Below are 16,425 nucleotides of genomic sequence, written 5' to 3'. Positions count from 1 at the left end.
GTGCGATGCACCTGCAGATCGGGGTAGCGACGGATCGGAGAGGTGAAATGACAATAAGATTGGGCAGCTAGACCGAAGTGTCCCTTATTCAGAGGCGTATATTGGGCCTGCTGCAGGCTGCGTAACAACTGCTGATTAAGCAAACGAGCTTCAGGCCGTTCAGCAATTTCGTCAAGCAGGCGCTGTATTTCCCGCTGTAGATTTTTCTGCAACACCAAACCGACACCACACTCAGCTGCCAGCTGCTGAAACTCCTGCAACTTATCGAGAGTCGGCTGTTCATGAACACGATAGAGAAACGAATAGTTTCGTTTCTCTAAAAAATCTGCCACGGCTTCGTTGGCCGCCAGCATGAACTCTTCGATCAAACGGTGCGCTATAGTGCGCTTGGTTTTCGAAACCGCGCGTGGGAAGCCACTTTCATCCAGTTCGATCTCCACATCCGGCACATCCAACTCCAAGCACCCCCGCTCTCGGCGCATTTTCCCAAGCAATCCAGCCAACTCAGCCATCAGCGGCAGCTGTTCTGCAACCGACACAGGTAGATCGTTCGTTTTCTCGGCAAGGCTTAAAAAATTTGCAACTTCGGTGTATGTTAGGCGGGCGGCACTACGCATCACCGCTGGATAGAAATCAGCTTTGACACAATGGCCGCGATTATCAAACAACAACTCGACTGCCATCACCAAGCGATCTTCATGCGGATTTAACGAACAGATGCCGTTGCTCAAATTTTCCGGCAGCATCGGCAGACAATAACCGGGAAAATAAATACTGGTCCCCCTCTCACGGGCATCTCCATCAAGTGCGCCCTTCGTTGTTACATAATGGGCAACATCCGCAATACAGACCCAGAGTCGAAATTTGCCCTCTTCCTCTTGCCGCAAAGCCACAGCATCGTCGAAGTCCTTTGCCGTCTCGCCATCAATGGTTACCAACGGCAAACCTCTTAGATCAGTGCGATCCGTCAAATCTTCAGGTACGATTCCGGTTGCTACCGACTCGGCCTCGACAAGCGCGGGCATTGAAAAATATCGCGGGAGCTCATAAGTGCGAATCACGGTTTCGATATCGACCTGCGGATCATCCTGATCACCAAGAACTTCTACAACCCGCCCACTCCCGGCAGACTTAGCGGACGGATAGCGGAGAAATTCCACCCGTACGACCTGACCCGGTTCTGCATCAATGCTCCCCTCCATCCGTACATAAACGGTTTTAGCAACGTACTGATCGAGCGGCACAACCCAGGCGCGTCCGCGCTGCTGATGATAGATACCAAGCACCGAACGATGTGCCCGCTGCAGAATCTTGATTATCTTCCCGTATGGCCGACCGCTGCGATCGAAACCAAGTTGTTGCGCTGAAACCAGGTCACCATGCATGGCATCAGCGACCGACTTTTCCGGAATGAACAAATCTTCCCGCTGCGAAATTTCCGGCCGCACAAATCCGTAGCCTCGCTCCGCGAGAGAGAATGTACCCTGAATCGCCTGCGTCTGCTGCCCTTGGCGATACCTCCCCTTTTTCAGTTCAACCATTCCGTCAGACACCATTTTTCGCAATATAGCTGTCAATTGCTTCCGCTCACCGCCATGCAGGTTCAGAATTTCGGCAATATCGCGCCGCTGCAGCGACTTGTGCGGATAACGTTTAAATAGGTTGCAAAGTTTTTTTTCCAGCAAAAAAGGAAATCCTCCTAAACATAAACACAGAAAAAAGAGGGGCTCCTGAAATTTCCATCGGAACGCCCCTCTAAGCCAGCTAAGGATTACTACAACACCACATATTTAAGGACAAGACTTTTCTAGCCAGCTCTTTCGACCTGTCTTAAAAGGATTCGGTAGATTCGTCTGGGGAAGCTCCACAATTTCACCAGTACTGGTCTGCACGAACGCGGTTGGGCCGTCATCCCCTGCGCCTACATGGAGGTTAGGTGTCGTAGCCAAACCACGGCCAATCGAAATACTCTCTAAAACCGTTGTATTGTCTAACCCCTGATTCACAAATACGGACAAATTATTGGCAGTTCCCGTCAGATAATTCAATCCAAACAAATACGCCTGTCCATCCTGCATACAGGGATCGCTAAAAGGCTGATAAGTGGTAAAAGTCAGAAGACCACCCAATACAGTTGCCTGACCGACATTCCGCTCACGGACACGTGAAAAATCACGATACCATCCATCAACCGGATCGCTACTACATGATCCAGGAGAACCAGCGATATAATTACTAAGGGTGCCTAAGCTAGTTATAGCATTACCCGAATTATCAACTGCATTTGCCAGATTACCAGTCGTGTTCGCCGTAGCGGACTCGGTCACCAGTAAGTCACTCACGTCAAACAAATCAGCTTTATCAATTTCTGCCCAAGTAAAAGGAAGATCGGCTGCTGTGCAGTCGACTGGTTCCTTTATCCCGTAAAAGGATTGTTGTGCATCATCTTGCTTATCGATATCAGCATCAAAAAAACGGCCGGTACCAAAATAAATCCAATAACGATTCAAGTCCGTCGCGACAGCGGGAGCCGCTGTGATCGGCTGCCCAGCATTCAAGAGAAGATGTAATTCCCATACATTAGGCGTAGTCGATGCTCCGGTAGCATTTGGGTCCATCACCAAGCGGTAGAGACGACCATCCCAATCATCCGCGAACGATGCAGTGGCCATTGTAGTATCGGAACCATGCTCAACCGTGCCAAAATACACAGCATCAGATTTGTAGAAAAAATCAAGATCATAATCCACAGAAATCATATCTGAGACAAAACCGTTTGCAGAACCATTACCAGCCCCTAGAGTAGCATCGTCCAAGACATATCTACCTGGCGTCGAACTGGTCGGTGCCGCATCCGGTATCCTAAAAGGGATCTTCGGTAATGCGGTGGTTAGACCCTGCAGCGGGAAAACCGCAACCCTTGGCTGCTGATTACTCTTACCTTCCAATGCCGCTGTGTTGGCACCATCTGGGTAATTCACACCATCATTAGAGGACGGGCCGCTCCCCATCATTAGATACCACGAGCCAGCCCCGGCATCGTCTTTCATAACCACGGGGGTAGGCACGGCTGTGGTAAACCCCAACTGAGCATCTCCTTCCTTCCTAACCAATTCACCGAGCAGTACAGGGGGGGCTTCTGGATTGGTGATGTCCATCACAAAATAGGATGATTGGAAGGTGCGAGTTTCACCTGCAACCCCATTCAAATCTACTGCATTAATTCTTGCCCCGCCGAACCGCATGGAACCAACCAGAATCGTGCCCCAACCATTCGGATGAATACAATCCACATGCCTGGGTCCTTTGTCACTATCGGAGCAGGCGCCCTCGGCAGTAAAGATCCGGGCATCAAAAACCCTAGGAGGCTGATCTACATAATACTTATGAGCATATACATAGTTGGGATCAGTCAAACATTTGAGATGGGGCATAAGATTGTAAGGGACATAAGCCCACATCTCAGCGCCAAGCTCTGGTGCGTTTCCCTCATCCGCACAATCTGCCGTCAAACAGAATTTTTTACTATTTTCTTTATAAAAACCTGCATTAATGGCATGCATCATGCCATCATTAGCTCCAAAATAAATCATATGTCGGCGATTCGCCCAACGTGCAACGAAATCAGAGTATGTCTGATCTCGGTAAAGTAGATGAAGGTTCTCCATCGGTCTAGCGACCGCAGTCGGTGTTGAATGGATGACATCTCCCAAACGCCAAACGACTTCCGGGTCTGTTGCGAGACCTGCCATTTTTTTCTTGATGGTCCGCGATCTGGAATCAGTTACCTCAACCCCCCTAATCCAGTCGACAATATTGTTAATATTTGTATTGGCATTCCCATCATTAGCAACATTAAAATCGTTAGCAACAGGCCCACGTGCTCCGCTCGTCGTCAAACCAGCCCAATCCGTAGGCGAACCTGCAGCCGAAGCGAGGTTTCCGCTAACAAAGGGGATAACTTCATTGCTATCCACAACAACGTCATTGTCTAGATCGTTCCACGTAAAAATATAACGTCGTCGTGCATTGGAAATGTAAGAGGAACGATTCTGGTATTGATCATCTTCATCATAGAGCGAAAAGCTGCTGTTGGAAATCTTGGCTAACCAGTCGTTGGCAGACCAAAGGTAATGAACAGCGTCCAAATCAACTGAATCGCTACAAGTATTGCCAACAGGATTTGTATAACATGCCCGACTGGTCAGGGTTGTATCGTCGAAATAGATAATGACCCGCTTGTCTGTATCATCAAGAACACGGTCATCGTCGGTATCCTCGTACATGTAGCCATTTTCATCTATAAACAGGGAATGTACCTCGCCAGCCCATTTGACTTCTACTGTCGAATTCAAGTCAGAAGACGGCTTGCTGGGCCAGAATATAGCTTGATAGATAGCTCCTTCGCCGCTCCGAGAGGAAGAAATGACCGACGCGGCAGAACCGGCCGAAGCTCCTGCACGAATATTGCTGAAAGCCGCCTCTAGAGCCACTCCTAACTGGTTGAAATTCTCAGCCTGGTAAAGCTGTGTTCCTCCGTTGCTAGCAGCATCAGTTAACAGGTTCTCCGCCAGGCAAGCATCTGTGCCAGATTCTCTGAAACTGCCGGCGGCGACAATATGGGTAGAGACATTGCGGCGTTCTTCTCCTGCAGGAAAGGTCTGGTCGTACCAGATATCCTCATTGGCGAACTTAGTTAAATCTTTAAGATATGTGCTGCCGTGGAGTTCCGGGCAGGTCGCACCTTCCAGTGTATATCCCAGTGTAGTACCCAGTGTACTATTGATAAAATTACTCATGGTTGCAGCTTGGTCGGCAGTAGGAGCACCATCTGTAACCAGCAGAACATTATTGGCCTGACACCAGTTGGTAATCGGATCAGTTGTCGGATCAGCTGTTATGGTAAAATCACTAGCATCCAGTCGGATACTATCGTCCTGACGATAGTATCCGACTGCATTGTACATGGCTTCCCCCAACGGAGTCCAAGTATCAGCAACCACACGGTTAATATCTGAAATCAGGTCGCTGGTATGCGCTGTGCTTTTAGCAATTTCGGTGAGCACAGCGCCGCCATCGCGATTTGCTGGATCATCGCAAGCATAGGTAACATAAGGATCGGACGTATCGCACTCACTTTTGGCACCATCATCGTTGAAGGTCATCGCACCCATGCGGATAGAGTCAGCATACTTCTGGATCAGACCAGTTGGTATCTCAGATTGTGCCAGTCTGCCCGTCATAACCAACAACGGTTCTGCCAATTGATCCTTAATGCCTGAATCGACCAATATGGACGGTAGGTTCCACAAATCAGCGGTCGCATCACCGACACCAGTCGCTTGGTCGCTCGGGTCAATAACTTCAGGAAAATTCAGAAAGCTGCAATAATCAAGTAGGCCTTGCATAACACACGAATCTTGTTCAATAGATTGATCAAAAACAACATGAGTCGAATCGGGTAACCAGCCTACATAATCTGCAGCGCCTCCGCCGGTAGAATCATATATAGGAACCCAGTCCTTGTTACAGGTGTCCTGTGAAGAATTGTAATTACCACTGCACTGATAGACGATGCCATCATTAGACCCTAATTCATTACTACATCTTGGATTGGCACCTGACTCTGGTTCATCGGTACACGCTCGCGGGATATCAGCTTCAGTGGCTGCACCTTCTCCTACACTCCAGCAACGACCAACGTAACCACGATCGGAAAGAGGCGCATCAACAGAGGCCAAATAGTCTCCAGAACATATGTAACCACTGTGATCGATTCCGATATCCCTAGGATTCAGGGGAGCATCATACACGTTTTCACAATCGTTTTTGATTCTGGCTATCGAACCAACTGATGCAAGCTCCCATTGATCCAGACCAAATTTATTTATGTACCAGCAGTCCTGAACGGAATGATTAAACGCTGAATTAGAAGCGGCTTCAGGCGTATTATTGGCTGCATCGAACCCCATACAATCATCTATATAAACACCAATTTGCCCAAGGTTAGGACTCTCTTTTTTCATCTCTTCAACGGCCAACTGGCAGCTGTTATGAACATAACCGCTGCTCGTCGCCGGAAAGAGTTCAATACGGCTACTGTAGTCGCCAGCCGCAACGTCAGCGGGGCGTACAGCCAGAGTCAGTTTGGCTCCGGAATCAAAGGCGGTCTGTTTGCTGAAGCGCCGCTCCAAGCAACCCCGTGATTCCAATTGCAGGACGCTGTTAGCCGCATCAAACTTGCCGCCGGTCAGGATCTTCTTTTCAATATCCATCTTGGAGACGATAGCCCAGTTCAGAAAACGCCCCCTGGCAAGAAAAACTGTATTTGAAGGGGTTGTGGCGTCTTCATCCAGACAGATGTCGTCAACATCTATGCCATTAGCAACTGGCACAGTTTTCTTCAGGGCCGCTGTACTGCAGGCAGTGGCAGCATCAGCATCGGTCACCGTCACAAATTGATTGTTCGCGGTATCATATTGGTACCATCCGGTCTCATCAAAAAAACCCGAATAGGTGTTTGTTGTCGGATCGTAACTATCGTCATAGCAATAAGCGGCATTTTCCACGAAAGCCAGGTCGTACATACTGGCTGAATTGTCGATCACCAGCATCAGATTCGGATCAACTCCGGTATTCAGAAAAGGAGGTGTAGCCACCCCTTTTGTACATACCAAGGGATCCGGTGCCACGGCATAGCCGGGCAGCGCCCCGATGTTAACCAGCGCAACAGCCAATACAAGCGACAAAACTTTCATCTTGATCGTCTTCTTCAACCCCATAATCTATTCCTCCACCCACAACCAGTTGTGGATTTATTCTTAGTCGGTCTCATCATTCTTCTGCCCGACGATTCAATTAATAGACTGCGTTATGTTTATACAAACACCACACGTTACATGTGCAGCCATTGCATTAGCAGACATGAACGACTGTTGTTCTTTCCCTGAGTATGGGAATGAATGTCGAACAGGGTTCCACCACCGCCGCCAGCACTCCCCTTGCCAGCTCCTTGGTATCCGGACAGCTGTTGCAAAGAACCGCCAGCGACCTGTACTGTCTGCCCCGCAAACCAAAGTTCCGTGCGCGGAATCGACGTTAAATCTGGAGTTTGATCGGCATAGCTGTAAAAGGCATTCGGGCTAGAAGGAAGAGAATCTGGAGCAAAATACGGACTCGCGGGGAGTTGCGAATAATCACCAATGATGTGTACGCTACCCAACTGGGAATCGGCATCACTGCTTGCGCTGGCAGGAAGCGTAACACTGGGGAAATCCCAGATACTCTGTTCAATCAACTCAGCGCCAACTTCCAGCCCCCCCTCAGCCGAGTAAAAAGATTCTTTGGTGGTACGATCATTCCCGGAAACCAGAAGTTCGAATACGGTCGTATTTGTCGCGGCAATGCCGATTATGGTCAACACCACCAAGAAAATCAAAGATGTTATAAGAACAAAACCGCCCTCTCCGCTCAATTTTCTTGTTATAAAATTGCCTAGTTTCATTTTAAATCCCCCGCATCTTGGCAAAATTCAGGGAAACAACCTTGAGGGTACCCTTGTCGTTGCGTCGTGTGTGAATGCGAATCGTTTTGCAGTTTTCTATCGGATAATTCTCCACAACATTCCAGAAAATTTCATAGTGCTCAGGCGCACCCGCATCTTGATGGGCAGTCGTGAAATCGTCAAGCGCCGCATCCACATCCGCAGGAAGAGCAGGCGGGGTACCAACAGACACCGTATCATCCAGATCTGCAGCATCGTAATCATCAGCCATCAGGACTTCAACTCTGTCCGCACCCCAAGTCGCGGACTGAGAGATACCATTGGCTTGGCTGTTGCCAGAAATGGCGGTCAGCTGCATGCTTGCCATCCCCAAAATACCCACGGCAAAAACGAAAAGTGCTATCAACACTTCTATCAGACTGAACCCTGATTCACTCTTTTTGAAAGTCTTGTTCATTCCTACAATCCCATATTGCGACAATTGATCCTAATGATCTGAAAACGACGCCGGTAATTATCGTTCGTTGGGACCCATTCCGCCCCAAATTTTGGCGGGTAAGTGCCACTGTGAGTATAATTTTTATCCGGACGATCGGCTCTGGCCAGAATCGAAACAGTGACCGCACGAATATCCCCCAAGGAACCTGGCGCCAGGGTCTGGGTACCGTCTGCAAGTGTATAGTAAAATTGAATATTTTCGATATTTTCTGCAATGACGACCTTGTCCCCGCCGTAAACCGACCGGACGAGATCAGTATCGCCATCCCCTCCGTCATCGAAAAGTTCGTACTGAACCTGATTCATTTCGTTAGCTTCATCCACACCGGTAGTCGTATCATCATCCCCGTCGGCATTATCGTTATCGATACCGTCGTTATCGGCCACAAAAGAAAATCCAACAGTACTCGCAGTGGCAGTAGTAAAGCCGGCAGAAACCGCGTTATCCGGATCATAACCAGCCATACGCAGTTCATGTGTGAAAAAGTTCAATCCGGCCCGCAGATTCTGCTGTACTTCAGCGACTTGATCCTGAGCAATAAAACTGTCCTGCTGGTTTTTAAAAGCCGAATAGATTCCGGTCATCACGATGCCGGATACAACCATCGCCACTAACAGTTCAACAAGGGTAAACCCTCTTTTATCCATCCGCTTCATTCTCATCAGTTTTCCCGTATCCATACATTACCAGCCAGGTTGACATGAACCCTGCGAGTCCTACTTTTACTGTTGATCAAATACACATCACCATCGTCCACAATCGCAGGATTGTTGTAGCGCGGAATGCCATTGGGGCGAAAAACAATGGTTGGGTTGTCGACATCATTAACAGAAATGTCAACACCATTCCCTGGTTTAGCTGTATCAAAGTAAACCCCGTTCGGAAAAGTGGTGACTTGTGCAACAATTTCCTCGCCTGCATCAAATTCACAATTCTGGTTCCCATCGACATAAACGACATATGCTTGAGTCACTCCACCGACCGACTGGTTAAAAGTGATGGCACAGTTGACGTTACGCTTGATCGCCTCACTCTTCGCTTTCATCATTGCACTGTATAAATCCCTTGCTGCCCCTTTTAGCCGATAATTAGGCATCCAAGTATTTATACTTGGGATCGCAACGGCCACCATTATGCCAATCAGAGCAACAACAATTATAAGCTCCAATAGTGTAAAACCACGTGAGTTTTCCATTTTCACCCTTCCCTTAGATGTGGCATTGCCTATTTAATAAAAAGCAAATTCCCTGCCACCTTTATTTTTCATTTTTCTTTTTACCATTAATTACTTAGCAAACCCTAACATTCTCAGAGAGCCGGACATGCAAAATCTGCACACAAAAGGCGTGCAAATATTGCGCAGTTACATTTCCGGTAGAATAACCCTAAAACCACCTCCGCCAAGTGGCGATGGGACAACCTCGATCGATCCTCTCATTTCCGCAACAATCCTTTGGCAGATCGTCAAACCTAAACCCGTACCTTGACCGACAGGCTTGGTCGTATAAAAGGGATCAAAAATTTTCAGCATATCGGACTCTGCTATACCATCCCCGCTATCCTCAATTGAAACCCAGACAGCTTTCTCGCCCTGTCCACCTGTCAATTTAATCCACCCTGTATCACCGCATGCCTGTACAGCATTCAGCAGGATATTTACAAAAACCTGCTGTAATTTATTACGATTTACCCTGACTAGGGCAAGGTTTTTCGGCAAAGTTTCAATAATCTCTACCTTCCCTAATGCCCCCTGGTTACTCAACAATTGAACTGAAGCCCAAAGCACCTCCGCAATATTTAGACCCTCAATTTGTGCATTCTCATCAGGTCGGGAGAAATCAAGCAGTTCACGCACTAGAAAATCAATACGGGCCGTTTCCGCAAGGGATCGCCCAACAATATCCTTCTGTGCTCCCTCAAGCAGTTGATGCTTCAACAGCTCCAGATACCCAATTACTGCCGCCAGCGGGTTGCCCAGTTCGTGGGCTAGGCCGGCTGCAAGTTGGCCTACCGAAGCAAGTTTTTCGCTACGGATCAGTTCATCACGTGTGCGATGTAATTCTCGGTTAGCCTTCTCCAGAGCGGCAATATGTGCCTCGCTTTCCGCATGACTCCGCCGCAAGGCCTCGACCATGTTGTTGTAGGAAGAAGCCAACTGCGCAATCTCGGTCGGCCCAGCAACTGGCAACCAGGTTTCCAAATTGCCACTGCCGACCTTTTCAGTTGCCTGAACCAAATCCCGCGCCGGACGAATCACATTGCGCTGCAGTAGATAATAGCCAACCAAAACCAGTACCATACCGTAAAGCACAACATATATTAGGATCAGCCGCTGCGACAACAACAGCCGCTGACGGATATCGTCAAGGGAATAACTAATTTCCAGCAAGCCGAGTATTTGACCGTGCGATTGAATCGGCTCAATAAAATGTGCATTCCTCAGCACCTCATCCCAAAACAGCAGCATTGGCGGAAATTTAACGCTCTCAAATGCTTGTCCAGAAAGTCGCACCTGTTGCAAACGTATTTGTGAGAAAGGCTCCGCCCTCCCCTCAGCGAAAATGGCAAGCGGTGCCAAATCCTGTGAATACAACCACCAGCCGTCATACAACATACCGGCCGGAAGCTGCTTGACTATTTCTGTATTGAAAGGTATTTCCGATAGCGCCGGATCGTAACTCTCTGCCAAAGAACGGGCAATGGTCTGGGTATGCAATCTGAGTTGCGCCACCTTCTGCTCCAGTAGGCTCTGCTCAGTCAAATGCAGCATCAATAATCCGCCGAGTAACAGCGCCGTCCCCATTAGTAGAGTGAGGGTCATCAATATTTCGGTGCGCAAACCAATCGACTTGGTCACGGAATTCTCCGGGTATTATGCATTTATAGTGTTCTCAAAAAAACAAATTTTTATTAAGATAGCATAATCCGCCTGGAATAGAATCTATCCACTGTAAAACAGATGAAAAATATTGGATAATTAAGAACCTGATAGTCTGATGTGAAAGGATAAAACCAATGGCCAGAACCCCTTACCTTGACGAAGAAGCCTGCATTGGCTGCGAAACCTGCACTCGGATCTGCCCGAAGGTGTTCACCATGGTTTCTGAACATAAAGCCGGAATCCATAATCCTTTTGGTGACAGTGAAGAAAAAATCGAGGAAGCGATGGACAATTGCCCGGTTGCCTGCATCACCTGGGAAAATTAACAATGCCGAGCAAAAGGCACCTGCTACTGGCAATATGGTCTTGCATACTGCTGAGCGGCTGCGTTCCTTCGATGCTCAGTCGACAGTCAACCAACGACTTCAACGAGCAGCTCTATATCGATGCGCGGCTTAACTTCTCCATCAAGCACCCACTGAACTGGCATCGCTTGCAGATTCCTGTTTCATCGCCCCAATATAGAGCCGACACGGTCCGATGGGAGATTAAAGATCTGGAGCCGGAAACCCGTGGTTCGGGGATCATGCTGATTCGCAGTCGCCCAGCCGACTCAATGCAGCAACTGCCCGACTTAATGGACTCCTACCTCTCCACGGTTCCTGAAATGAAAACCGGGAATATGGAACAGATAGAGCTCGCCTCAGGACCGGCTCTTAAGCTGCTAGACCTAGACGAGAGACTCGGTCGCTTAACCATTGTGACCAAGGGGCAAGCACGGGATTATATTATCTCTTTTGAATATCCATCGTGTCGTTTTGAGGAACTATTGCCGATTTTCAATGATACCGTTAAAAGTTTGACCGAAATCGTTTTGCCGGACCCAAAACAAAAATAGGTGCACAATGCCCCAACTTGTTCGGCCAGCAGACCTGATCAACAAGTATTACGCCCAACATGAGGTCGCCAGACAGATTCTGCTTGAACATAGTCGTCAGGTCACGCGAAGGGCCCTGAAGATTGCACGCAATTTCATTGCAAATGAACCTCTTGATCTGCAGTTTATTGCCGAGGCAGCCATGTTGCATGATATCGGCATGATTATGACAAATACTCCAGAGCTGGACTGTCATGGTTCCGGTTCATACCTGCGTCATGGCATCGCCGGCCGCGAGATTCTTGAAAAGGAAGGCCTGCCGAAACATGCGCTGGTTTGCGAGCGCCATATCGGAATCGGTTTAACGGCTGAAGAAATCCGCACCCAGGAACTCCCCTTGCCCCAGCGGGACATGCTACCTCTCACCCTCGAGGAGCAGATTATCTGCTATGCTGATCTCTTCTACTCTAAAAACGAAAACAAACGCGGCAAGGAGAAAACCGTTGCGATGGTCAGGAAATCGATCGGCCGATTCGGTGAGGAGAAACTGATTGTGTTCGAAGAGTGGCGCAAGCGTTTCGAACCTGAATTGGGTTGATATGGACGCTTGGCTTAAGGAATTCGTAGAGTTTCTGCCAACAGGGAGCAACTATTATCTGCTTCTGCTTTTGATCGCCTTTAGCGAATCATTACCGATGATTGGCCTGATGGTCCCCGGCAGTACCCTGATTGTTTTAGCCGGTTTCCTGGCTTTTCACAGCAAAGGGCTGTTCCTGCCGATCCTGTTCTGTACTGCGTTCGGTGCCTTGCTCGGCGACCTGCTCAGTTACTGGCTCGGTGGGCACTTCGGCAGCAAAATGCTGACGCTGAAAAGTTTTCGCAAGCATCGCCGATTGATCCAGCAATCGGAACGTTTTTTCTGTGACCACGGCGGGAAAAGCATATTCTTCGCCCGCTTTCTCGGGCCGATCCGGGGCATTACCCCTTTTATTGCCGGGCTCTCGAGAATGGCGGGCCGTCCGTTCTGCATTTACGCACTGATCAGCTCTATCCTTTGGGGTATTAGTTATCCTGGACTCGGGTATCTGGGTGGAGCCAGCTGGAAACAAGCAGAGAGTCTAAGTACCCGCTTCGGATTGCTGATCCTACTCGCTTTAGTGATTAGCATTATTCATTACTGGCTGCGCCGCAGCCTGAAACTGTCAGGAAGGGATAATCATGGAGATTGAATTGTCTGCCCTTGAAGCAAGAGTGCTTGGCGCCTTCATTGAAAAAGAACTGACCACCCCGGACTACTACCCGCTGAGTCCGAACGCTTTAACCAACGCCTGTAACCAGAAATCGAATCGCAACCCGGTAATGCAGTTGGAAGAAGCGGAAGTGTTGGATGCAGTCGACTCATTGCGCAAAAAAGGACTGGCCATGCAGTCACAGGATGCCGGTAGTCGGGTAGTCAAGTTCCGCCATATCCTTCGCGAAAAACTCTACCTGGATGAGCATGAGTTGGCGATCCTGGCAGAACTGCTGCTACGTGGTCCCCAGACGTCTGGCGAACTTCGCTCCCGCGCCGACCGGATGGCCCGCTTTGAGGATTTGACCAAGCTCGATGAAACTCTGCAGGAACTGATTGACAAAGAACCTTCGCTAGTGGTCAAACTGCCCCGGCAAACCGGACGCAAAGAACACCGCTACATGCACCTGCTCAGCGGCCCAATTGATGAGGAGGAACTGTCTCAGCCGCCTGCAGTGATCACCACTGGTCACAGCAGCTCAATCGCAACCCTGGAAGAAGAAGTCAAACAATTAAAAGAAGAATTGGCAGAGCTAAAAGAAGAGGTCAAGAGCTTTCTCAAGCAGTTTGAATAGCATATAGGTATCTTAAGGGATGCCTTTCCACTAATATTTAGATGAATGAGCCACAATTTGAGCGTGGCCAAGCAGCAAAAAGGCCGCCCCAAAACTGGAGCGGCCTTCTATTATCGATCAAGAATCGATCTTATTTACCGTACCCTTCCATTTCGTCGAACTGCAGGTACTGATAGATGGTGTCTGCCTTCGGCGCAACCTTCTCTTTGTAAACAGCGAGGTACTCAGCCGGAGTCGGCAACTTACCCAAGTTAGTAGTTACTGCCCCCAGCTCTGCGGAACCGAGGTAGACCTGGGCACCATTACCGATACGGTCGTCAAAGTTACGGGTACTGGTGGAGAACATGTTCACACCATCAGGAACCCGTGCCTGGTTACCCATGCAGAGCGAACAACCAGCTATTTCAGGCCGTGCTCCCATAGCACTGAAGACCGAGTAGACAGCTTCGTCCTTCAGCTGAGCTTGATCCATACGGGTCGGCGGACAAACCCAGGTACGGACGCTCGGGTTGAACTTCTCACCACGCCAGATCTCGGCGGCAGCGCGGAAGTGGCCGATGTTGGTCATACAGGAACCGAGGAAGACGTCCTGAATCGGGGTACCGGCAACTTCAGAAAGCAGCTTAACATCATCCGGGTCGTTCGGGCAGGCCAGAATCGGCTCAGTAATCTCAGCCAGATCAATCTCGATCACAGCGGCGTACTCAGCGTTCTCGTCAGCACGGATCAGTTTCGGATCCTTCAGCCACTCGTTGACGGCATCAATCCGGCCCTGCAAGGTCTCTGCATCCTGATAACCCTCTTCGATCATCTTCTTCATCAAAGCAACGTTGGAGCGCAGGTATGTGCAGACACTCTCTTCTGAGAGTTGAATGCAACCGGCAGCAGCGGAACGCTCGGCAGCTGCGTCAGTCAGCTCGAAAGCCTGCTCAACCGACAGGTTCGGCAGACCTTCCATCTCCAAGATACGGCCATTGAAAATGTTGACCTTGTTCTTCTTCGGCACGGTCAGCAAACCCTGCTTGATAGCCCAGTAAGGAATGGCATTAACGGCGTCACGCAGGGTGATACCTTCGTTGAACTCACCCTTGAAACGTACCAGAACCGACTCAGGCATATCGAGCGGCATGAAACCAAGTGCACCGGCAAAGGCAATCAAGCCGGAACCGGCCGGGAAGCTGATACCGATCGGGAAGCGGGTGTGCGAGTCACCACCTGTACCGACAGTGTCGGGAACCAGCAGACGGTTCAACCAGCTGTGGATAACGCCATCACCCGGACGCAGCGGCACACCGGCACGTTCGGAGATAAAAGCTGGCAGGTTCTTGTGCATCTTCACATCGGCCGGTTTCGGATAAGCGGCTGTGTGACAGAAAGACTGCATGAACATCGGCGACTTGAACTTAAGACAGGCCAGCTCTTTGATCTCGTCGGCAGTCATTGGCCCAGTGGTATCCTGAGAACCGACAGTCGTCATCAGTGGCTCGCAAGCGGTACCCGGCAGGATACCTTCTACGCCACAAGCGCGGCCGACAATTTTCTGTGCCTGACTGTATCCCTGGCCAACCTTCGGAGTCGGGTTGTCTGCCGGAGTAAAAACCTCGGTTGCCCCCATGCCAAGTGCTTCACGAGCTTCGGCAGTCAGCGAACGACCAATGATCAATGGAATCCGACCACCAGCGCGGTACTCGTCGGCGACGGTGTCCGGCTTGATTTCGAAGGTAGAGACGACTTCTCCAGCCTCGTTGGTGACTTCACCTTTTGCGGTATTGATTGTGATAACGTCGCCCATGTTCAGCTGGGTGACATCCATACGCAGCGGCAAGGCACCGGAATCTTGTGCGGTGTTGAAGAAAATCGGGGCGATAACGCCACCGATGATCACGCCACCACGACGCTTGTTCGGAACCGCCGGGATATCGTCACCGATGCACCAGAGGACGCTGTTACAAGCCGACTTCCGGGAAGAACCGGTGCCGACAACGTCACCAACGAAGGCGACCTGATGCCCCTCGGCACGCCACTTTGCGATCTCGTCGATACCACCTGGGAAGCGGGTTTTACCCATAGCCAGGGCATGCAGTGGAATGTCAGGGCGGCTCCATGCGTCGCCAGCTGGGGAGAAATCATCCGTGTTGATCTCGCCTTCGACCTTGAAAACTTTAACTTTGATTGTTTCTGCCAGCTCAGGTTTGTTGGTGAACCACTCGGCGCTAGCCCAGCTCTCAACCACCTTTTTGGCGGCAGCATTGCTCTTCGACAGCGCGATAACTTCAGCAGCGGCGTCGTAAACATAAGTCATGCCGGACAGCGCACAAGCGGCTTCGTCGGCCAGAGCGGCATCGCCCAGAGCGGCGATCAGTGGCTGTACGTTGTAACCACCGATCATGGTGCCGAGAATTTGCACAGCCTTGACCTTGTCGATCAAAGGCGAGCTTTTGGCGCCGGTGGTAATGTCAGCAAGAAAAGCGGCCTTGACTTCGGCAGCCGGGTCAACACCAGGGGAAACCCTCTGGGTGAACAGGTTCATCAGAAAATCTTCTTTTCCTGACGGCGGATTCTGCAGCAACTCGCACAGCCCTTCGGCCTGCTCTGGGTTCAGCGGCAGAGCCGGAATACCTTGGGCATTACGCTCTTCTTCATGTTTCAGATAAGCATCAATCATTCTCTCTCCTCCATATTCATGGTTTGCAGCACAAGCTGCTCTAAAGATTTACTTCATATATGATTTTGCTCGCCATCAGGATGCCTGCCCGCGAGCAAAACACTGCATACTGTATACGATTTTAAAGTTGTCT

Annotated in this window: 13 protein-coding genes; 5 read left to right on the top strand and 8 right to left on the bottom strand. The window is 49.8% G+C overall.

The features are described 5' to 3' along the window. The 7 genes from Q7J88_RS00925 to Q7J88_RS00895 all read right to left on the bottom strand — a co-directional run. Positions 1–1,685: ribonuclease R family protein (locus tag Q7J88_RS00925; RefSeq protein ID WP_303720275.1), on the bottom strand; the 1,685-nt coding region annotated here is incomplete at its 3' end. Between the two features lie 105 nt (positions 1,686–1,790). Further along, positions 1,791–6,782: a pilus assembly protein gene (locus Q7J88_RS00920; RefSeq protein WP_303720274.1), complete on the bottom strand. Its 4,992-nt coding sequence runs from the start codon at positions 6,780–6,782 to the stop codon at positions 1,791–1,793. Between the two features lie 113 nt (positions 6,783–6,895). Continuing rightward, positions 6,896–7,504, bottom strand: a complete 609-nt coding sequence (locus Q7J88_RS00915; protein ID WP_303720273.1) for a pilus assembly PilX N-terminal domain-containing protein — start codon at positions 7,502–7,504, stop codon at positions 6,896–6,898. 1 nt (position 7,505) lies between these two features. Then, positions 7,506–7,961: a prepilin-type N-terminal cleavage/methylation domain-containing protein gene (locus Q7J88_RS00910; protein ID WP_303720272.1), complete on the bottom strand. Its 456-nt coding sequence runs from the start codon at positions 7,959–7,961 to the stop codon at positions 7,506–7,508. A gap of 2 nt (positions 7,962–7,963) precedes the next feature. Then, on the bottom strand, positions 7,964–8,665 hold the full coding sequence (locus tag Q7J88_RS00905; RefSeq protein WP_303720271.1) for a prepilin-type N-terminal cleavage/methylation domain-containing protein: 702 nt from the start codon (positions 8,663–8,665) through the stop codon (positions 7,964–7,966). Continuing rightward, entirely contained in the window at positions 8,665–9,198 is a 534-nt protein-coding gene (locus Q7J88_RS00900) for a GspH/FimT family pseudopilin (RefSeq protein WP_303720270.1), read from the bottom strand. The genes Q7J88_RS00905 and Q7J88_RS00900 overlap by 1 nt, the downstream gene beginning before the upstream one ends. Before the next feature lie 168 nt (positions 9,199–9,366). After that, positions 9,367–10,860 carry a sensor histidine kinase gene (locus tag Q7J88_RS00895; RefSeq protein ID WP_303720269.1) on the bottom strand — a complete coding sequence of 498 codons (1,494 nt, stop codon included), beginning with the start codon at positions 10,858–10,860 and terminating at the stop codon, positions 9,367–9,369. A gap of 158 nt (positions 10,861–11,018) precedes the next feature. On the opposite strand from Q7J88_RS00895, the gene Q7J88_RS00890 reads away from it, so the two are divergent. The 5 genes from Q7J88_RS00890 to Q7J88_RS00870 are packed head-to-tail and all read left to right on the top strand — an operon-like array spanning position 11,019 to position 13,627. Then, complete coding sequence (locus Q7J88_RS00890; protein ID WP_303720268.1) at positions 11,019–11,210, top strand: ferredoxin; 192 nt, start codon at positions 11,019–11,021, stop codon at positions 11,208–11,210. 2 nt (positions 11,211–11,212) lie between these two features. After that, the gene (locus Q7J88_RS00885) at positions 11,213–11,782 is read left to right on the top strand and encodes a hypothetical protein (RefSeq protein WP_303720267.1); all 570 of its coding nucleotides are present in this window, start codon (positions 11,213–11,215) and stop codon (positions 11,780–11,782) included. 7 nt (positions 11,783–11,789) lie between these two features. Beyond that, positions 11,790–12,359: an HD domain-containing protein gene (locus Q7J88_RS00880; RefSeq protein ID WP_303720266.1), complete on the top strand. Its 570-nt coding sequence runs from the start codon at positions 11,790–11,792 to the stop codon at positions 12,357–12,359. Then, complete coding sequence (locus Q7J88_RS00875) at positions 12,313–12,990, top strand: DedA family protein (RefSeq protein WP_303720265.1); 678 nt, start codon at positions 12,313–12,315, stop codon at positions 12,988–12,990. Before Q7J88_RS00880 ends, Q7J88_RS00875 begins: the two co-directional genes overlap by 47 nt. After that, on the top strand, positions 12,980–13,627 hold the full coding sequence (locus Q7J88_RS00870) for a YceH family protein (protein WP_303720264.1): 648 nt from the start codon (positions 12,980–12,982) through the stop codon (positions 13,625–13,627). The genes Q7J88_RS00875 and Q7J88_RS00870 overlap by 11 nt, the downstream gene beginning before the upstream one ends. 130 nt (positions 13,628–13,757) lie before the next feature. Here Q7J88_RS00870 and Q7J88_RS00865 read toward each other — a convergent pair whose 3' ends face one another. Then, complete coding sequence (locus tag Q7J88_RS00865; RefSeq protein WP_303720263.1) at positions 13,758–16,292, bottom strand: bifunctional aconitate hydratase 2/2-methylisocitrate dehydratase; 2,535 nt, start codon at positions 16,290–16,292, stop codon at positions 13,758–13,760. Positions 16,293–16,425: the final 133 nt, after the last annotated feature.

The organism is Malonomonas rubra (assembly GCF_003247215.1).
GTDB lineage: Bacteria > Desulfobacterota > Desulfuromonadia > Desulfuromonadales > Geopsychrobacteraceae > Malonomonas > Malonomonas rubra_A.
The sequence above is the reverse complement of the archived record's forward strand: the minus strand, read 5'-3'. Positions and strand labels throughout refer to the sequence as shown.

Excerpts from the sequence above, each read along its gene's own strand:
- Q7J88_RS00885 (WP_303720267.1), top strand. The coding sequence starts at position 11,213 with ATGCCGAGCAAAAGGCACCTGCTACTGGCAATATGGTCTTGCATACTG.
- Q7J88_RS00865 (WP_303720263.1), bottom strand. The coding sequence starts at position 16,292 with ATGATTGATGCTTATCTGAAACATGAAGAAGAGCGTAATGCCCAAGGT.
- Q7J88_RS00900 (WP_303720270.1), bottom strand. The coding sequence starts at position 9,198 with ATGGAAAACTCACGTGGTTTTACACTATTGGAGCTTATAATTGTTGTT.
- Q7J88_RS00890 (WP_303720268.1), top strand. The coding sequence starts at position 11,019 with ATGGCCAGAACCCCTTACCTTGACGAAGAAGCCTGCATTGGCTGCGAA.
- Q7J88_RS00905 (WP_303720271.1), bottom strand. The coding sequence starts at position 8,665 with ATGAGAATGAAGCGGATGGATAAAAGAGGGTTTACCCTTGTTGAACTG.
- Q7J88_RS00920 (WP_303720274.1), bottom strand. The coding sequence starts at position 6,782 with ATGGGGTTGAAGAAGACGATCAAGATGAAAGTTTTGTCGCTTGTATTG.
- Q7J88_RS00870 (WP_303720264.1), top strand. The coding sequence starts at position 12,980 with ATGGAGATTGAATTGTCTGCCCTTGAAGCAAGAGTGCTTGGCGCCTTC.
- Q7J88_RS00915 (WP_303720273.1), bottom strand. The coding sequence starts at position 7,504 with ATGAAACTAGGCAATTTTATAACAAGAAAATTGAGCGGAGAGGGCGGT.
- Q7J88_RS00880 (WP_303720266.1), top strand. The coding sequence starts at position 11,790 with ATGCCCCAACTTGTTCGGCCAGCAGACCTGATCAACAAGTATTACGCC.
- Q7J88_RS00910 (WP_303720272.1), bottom strand. The coding sequence starts at position 7,961 with ATGAACAAGACTTTCAAAAAGAGTGAATCAGGGTTCAGTCTGATAGAA.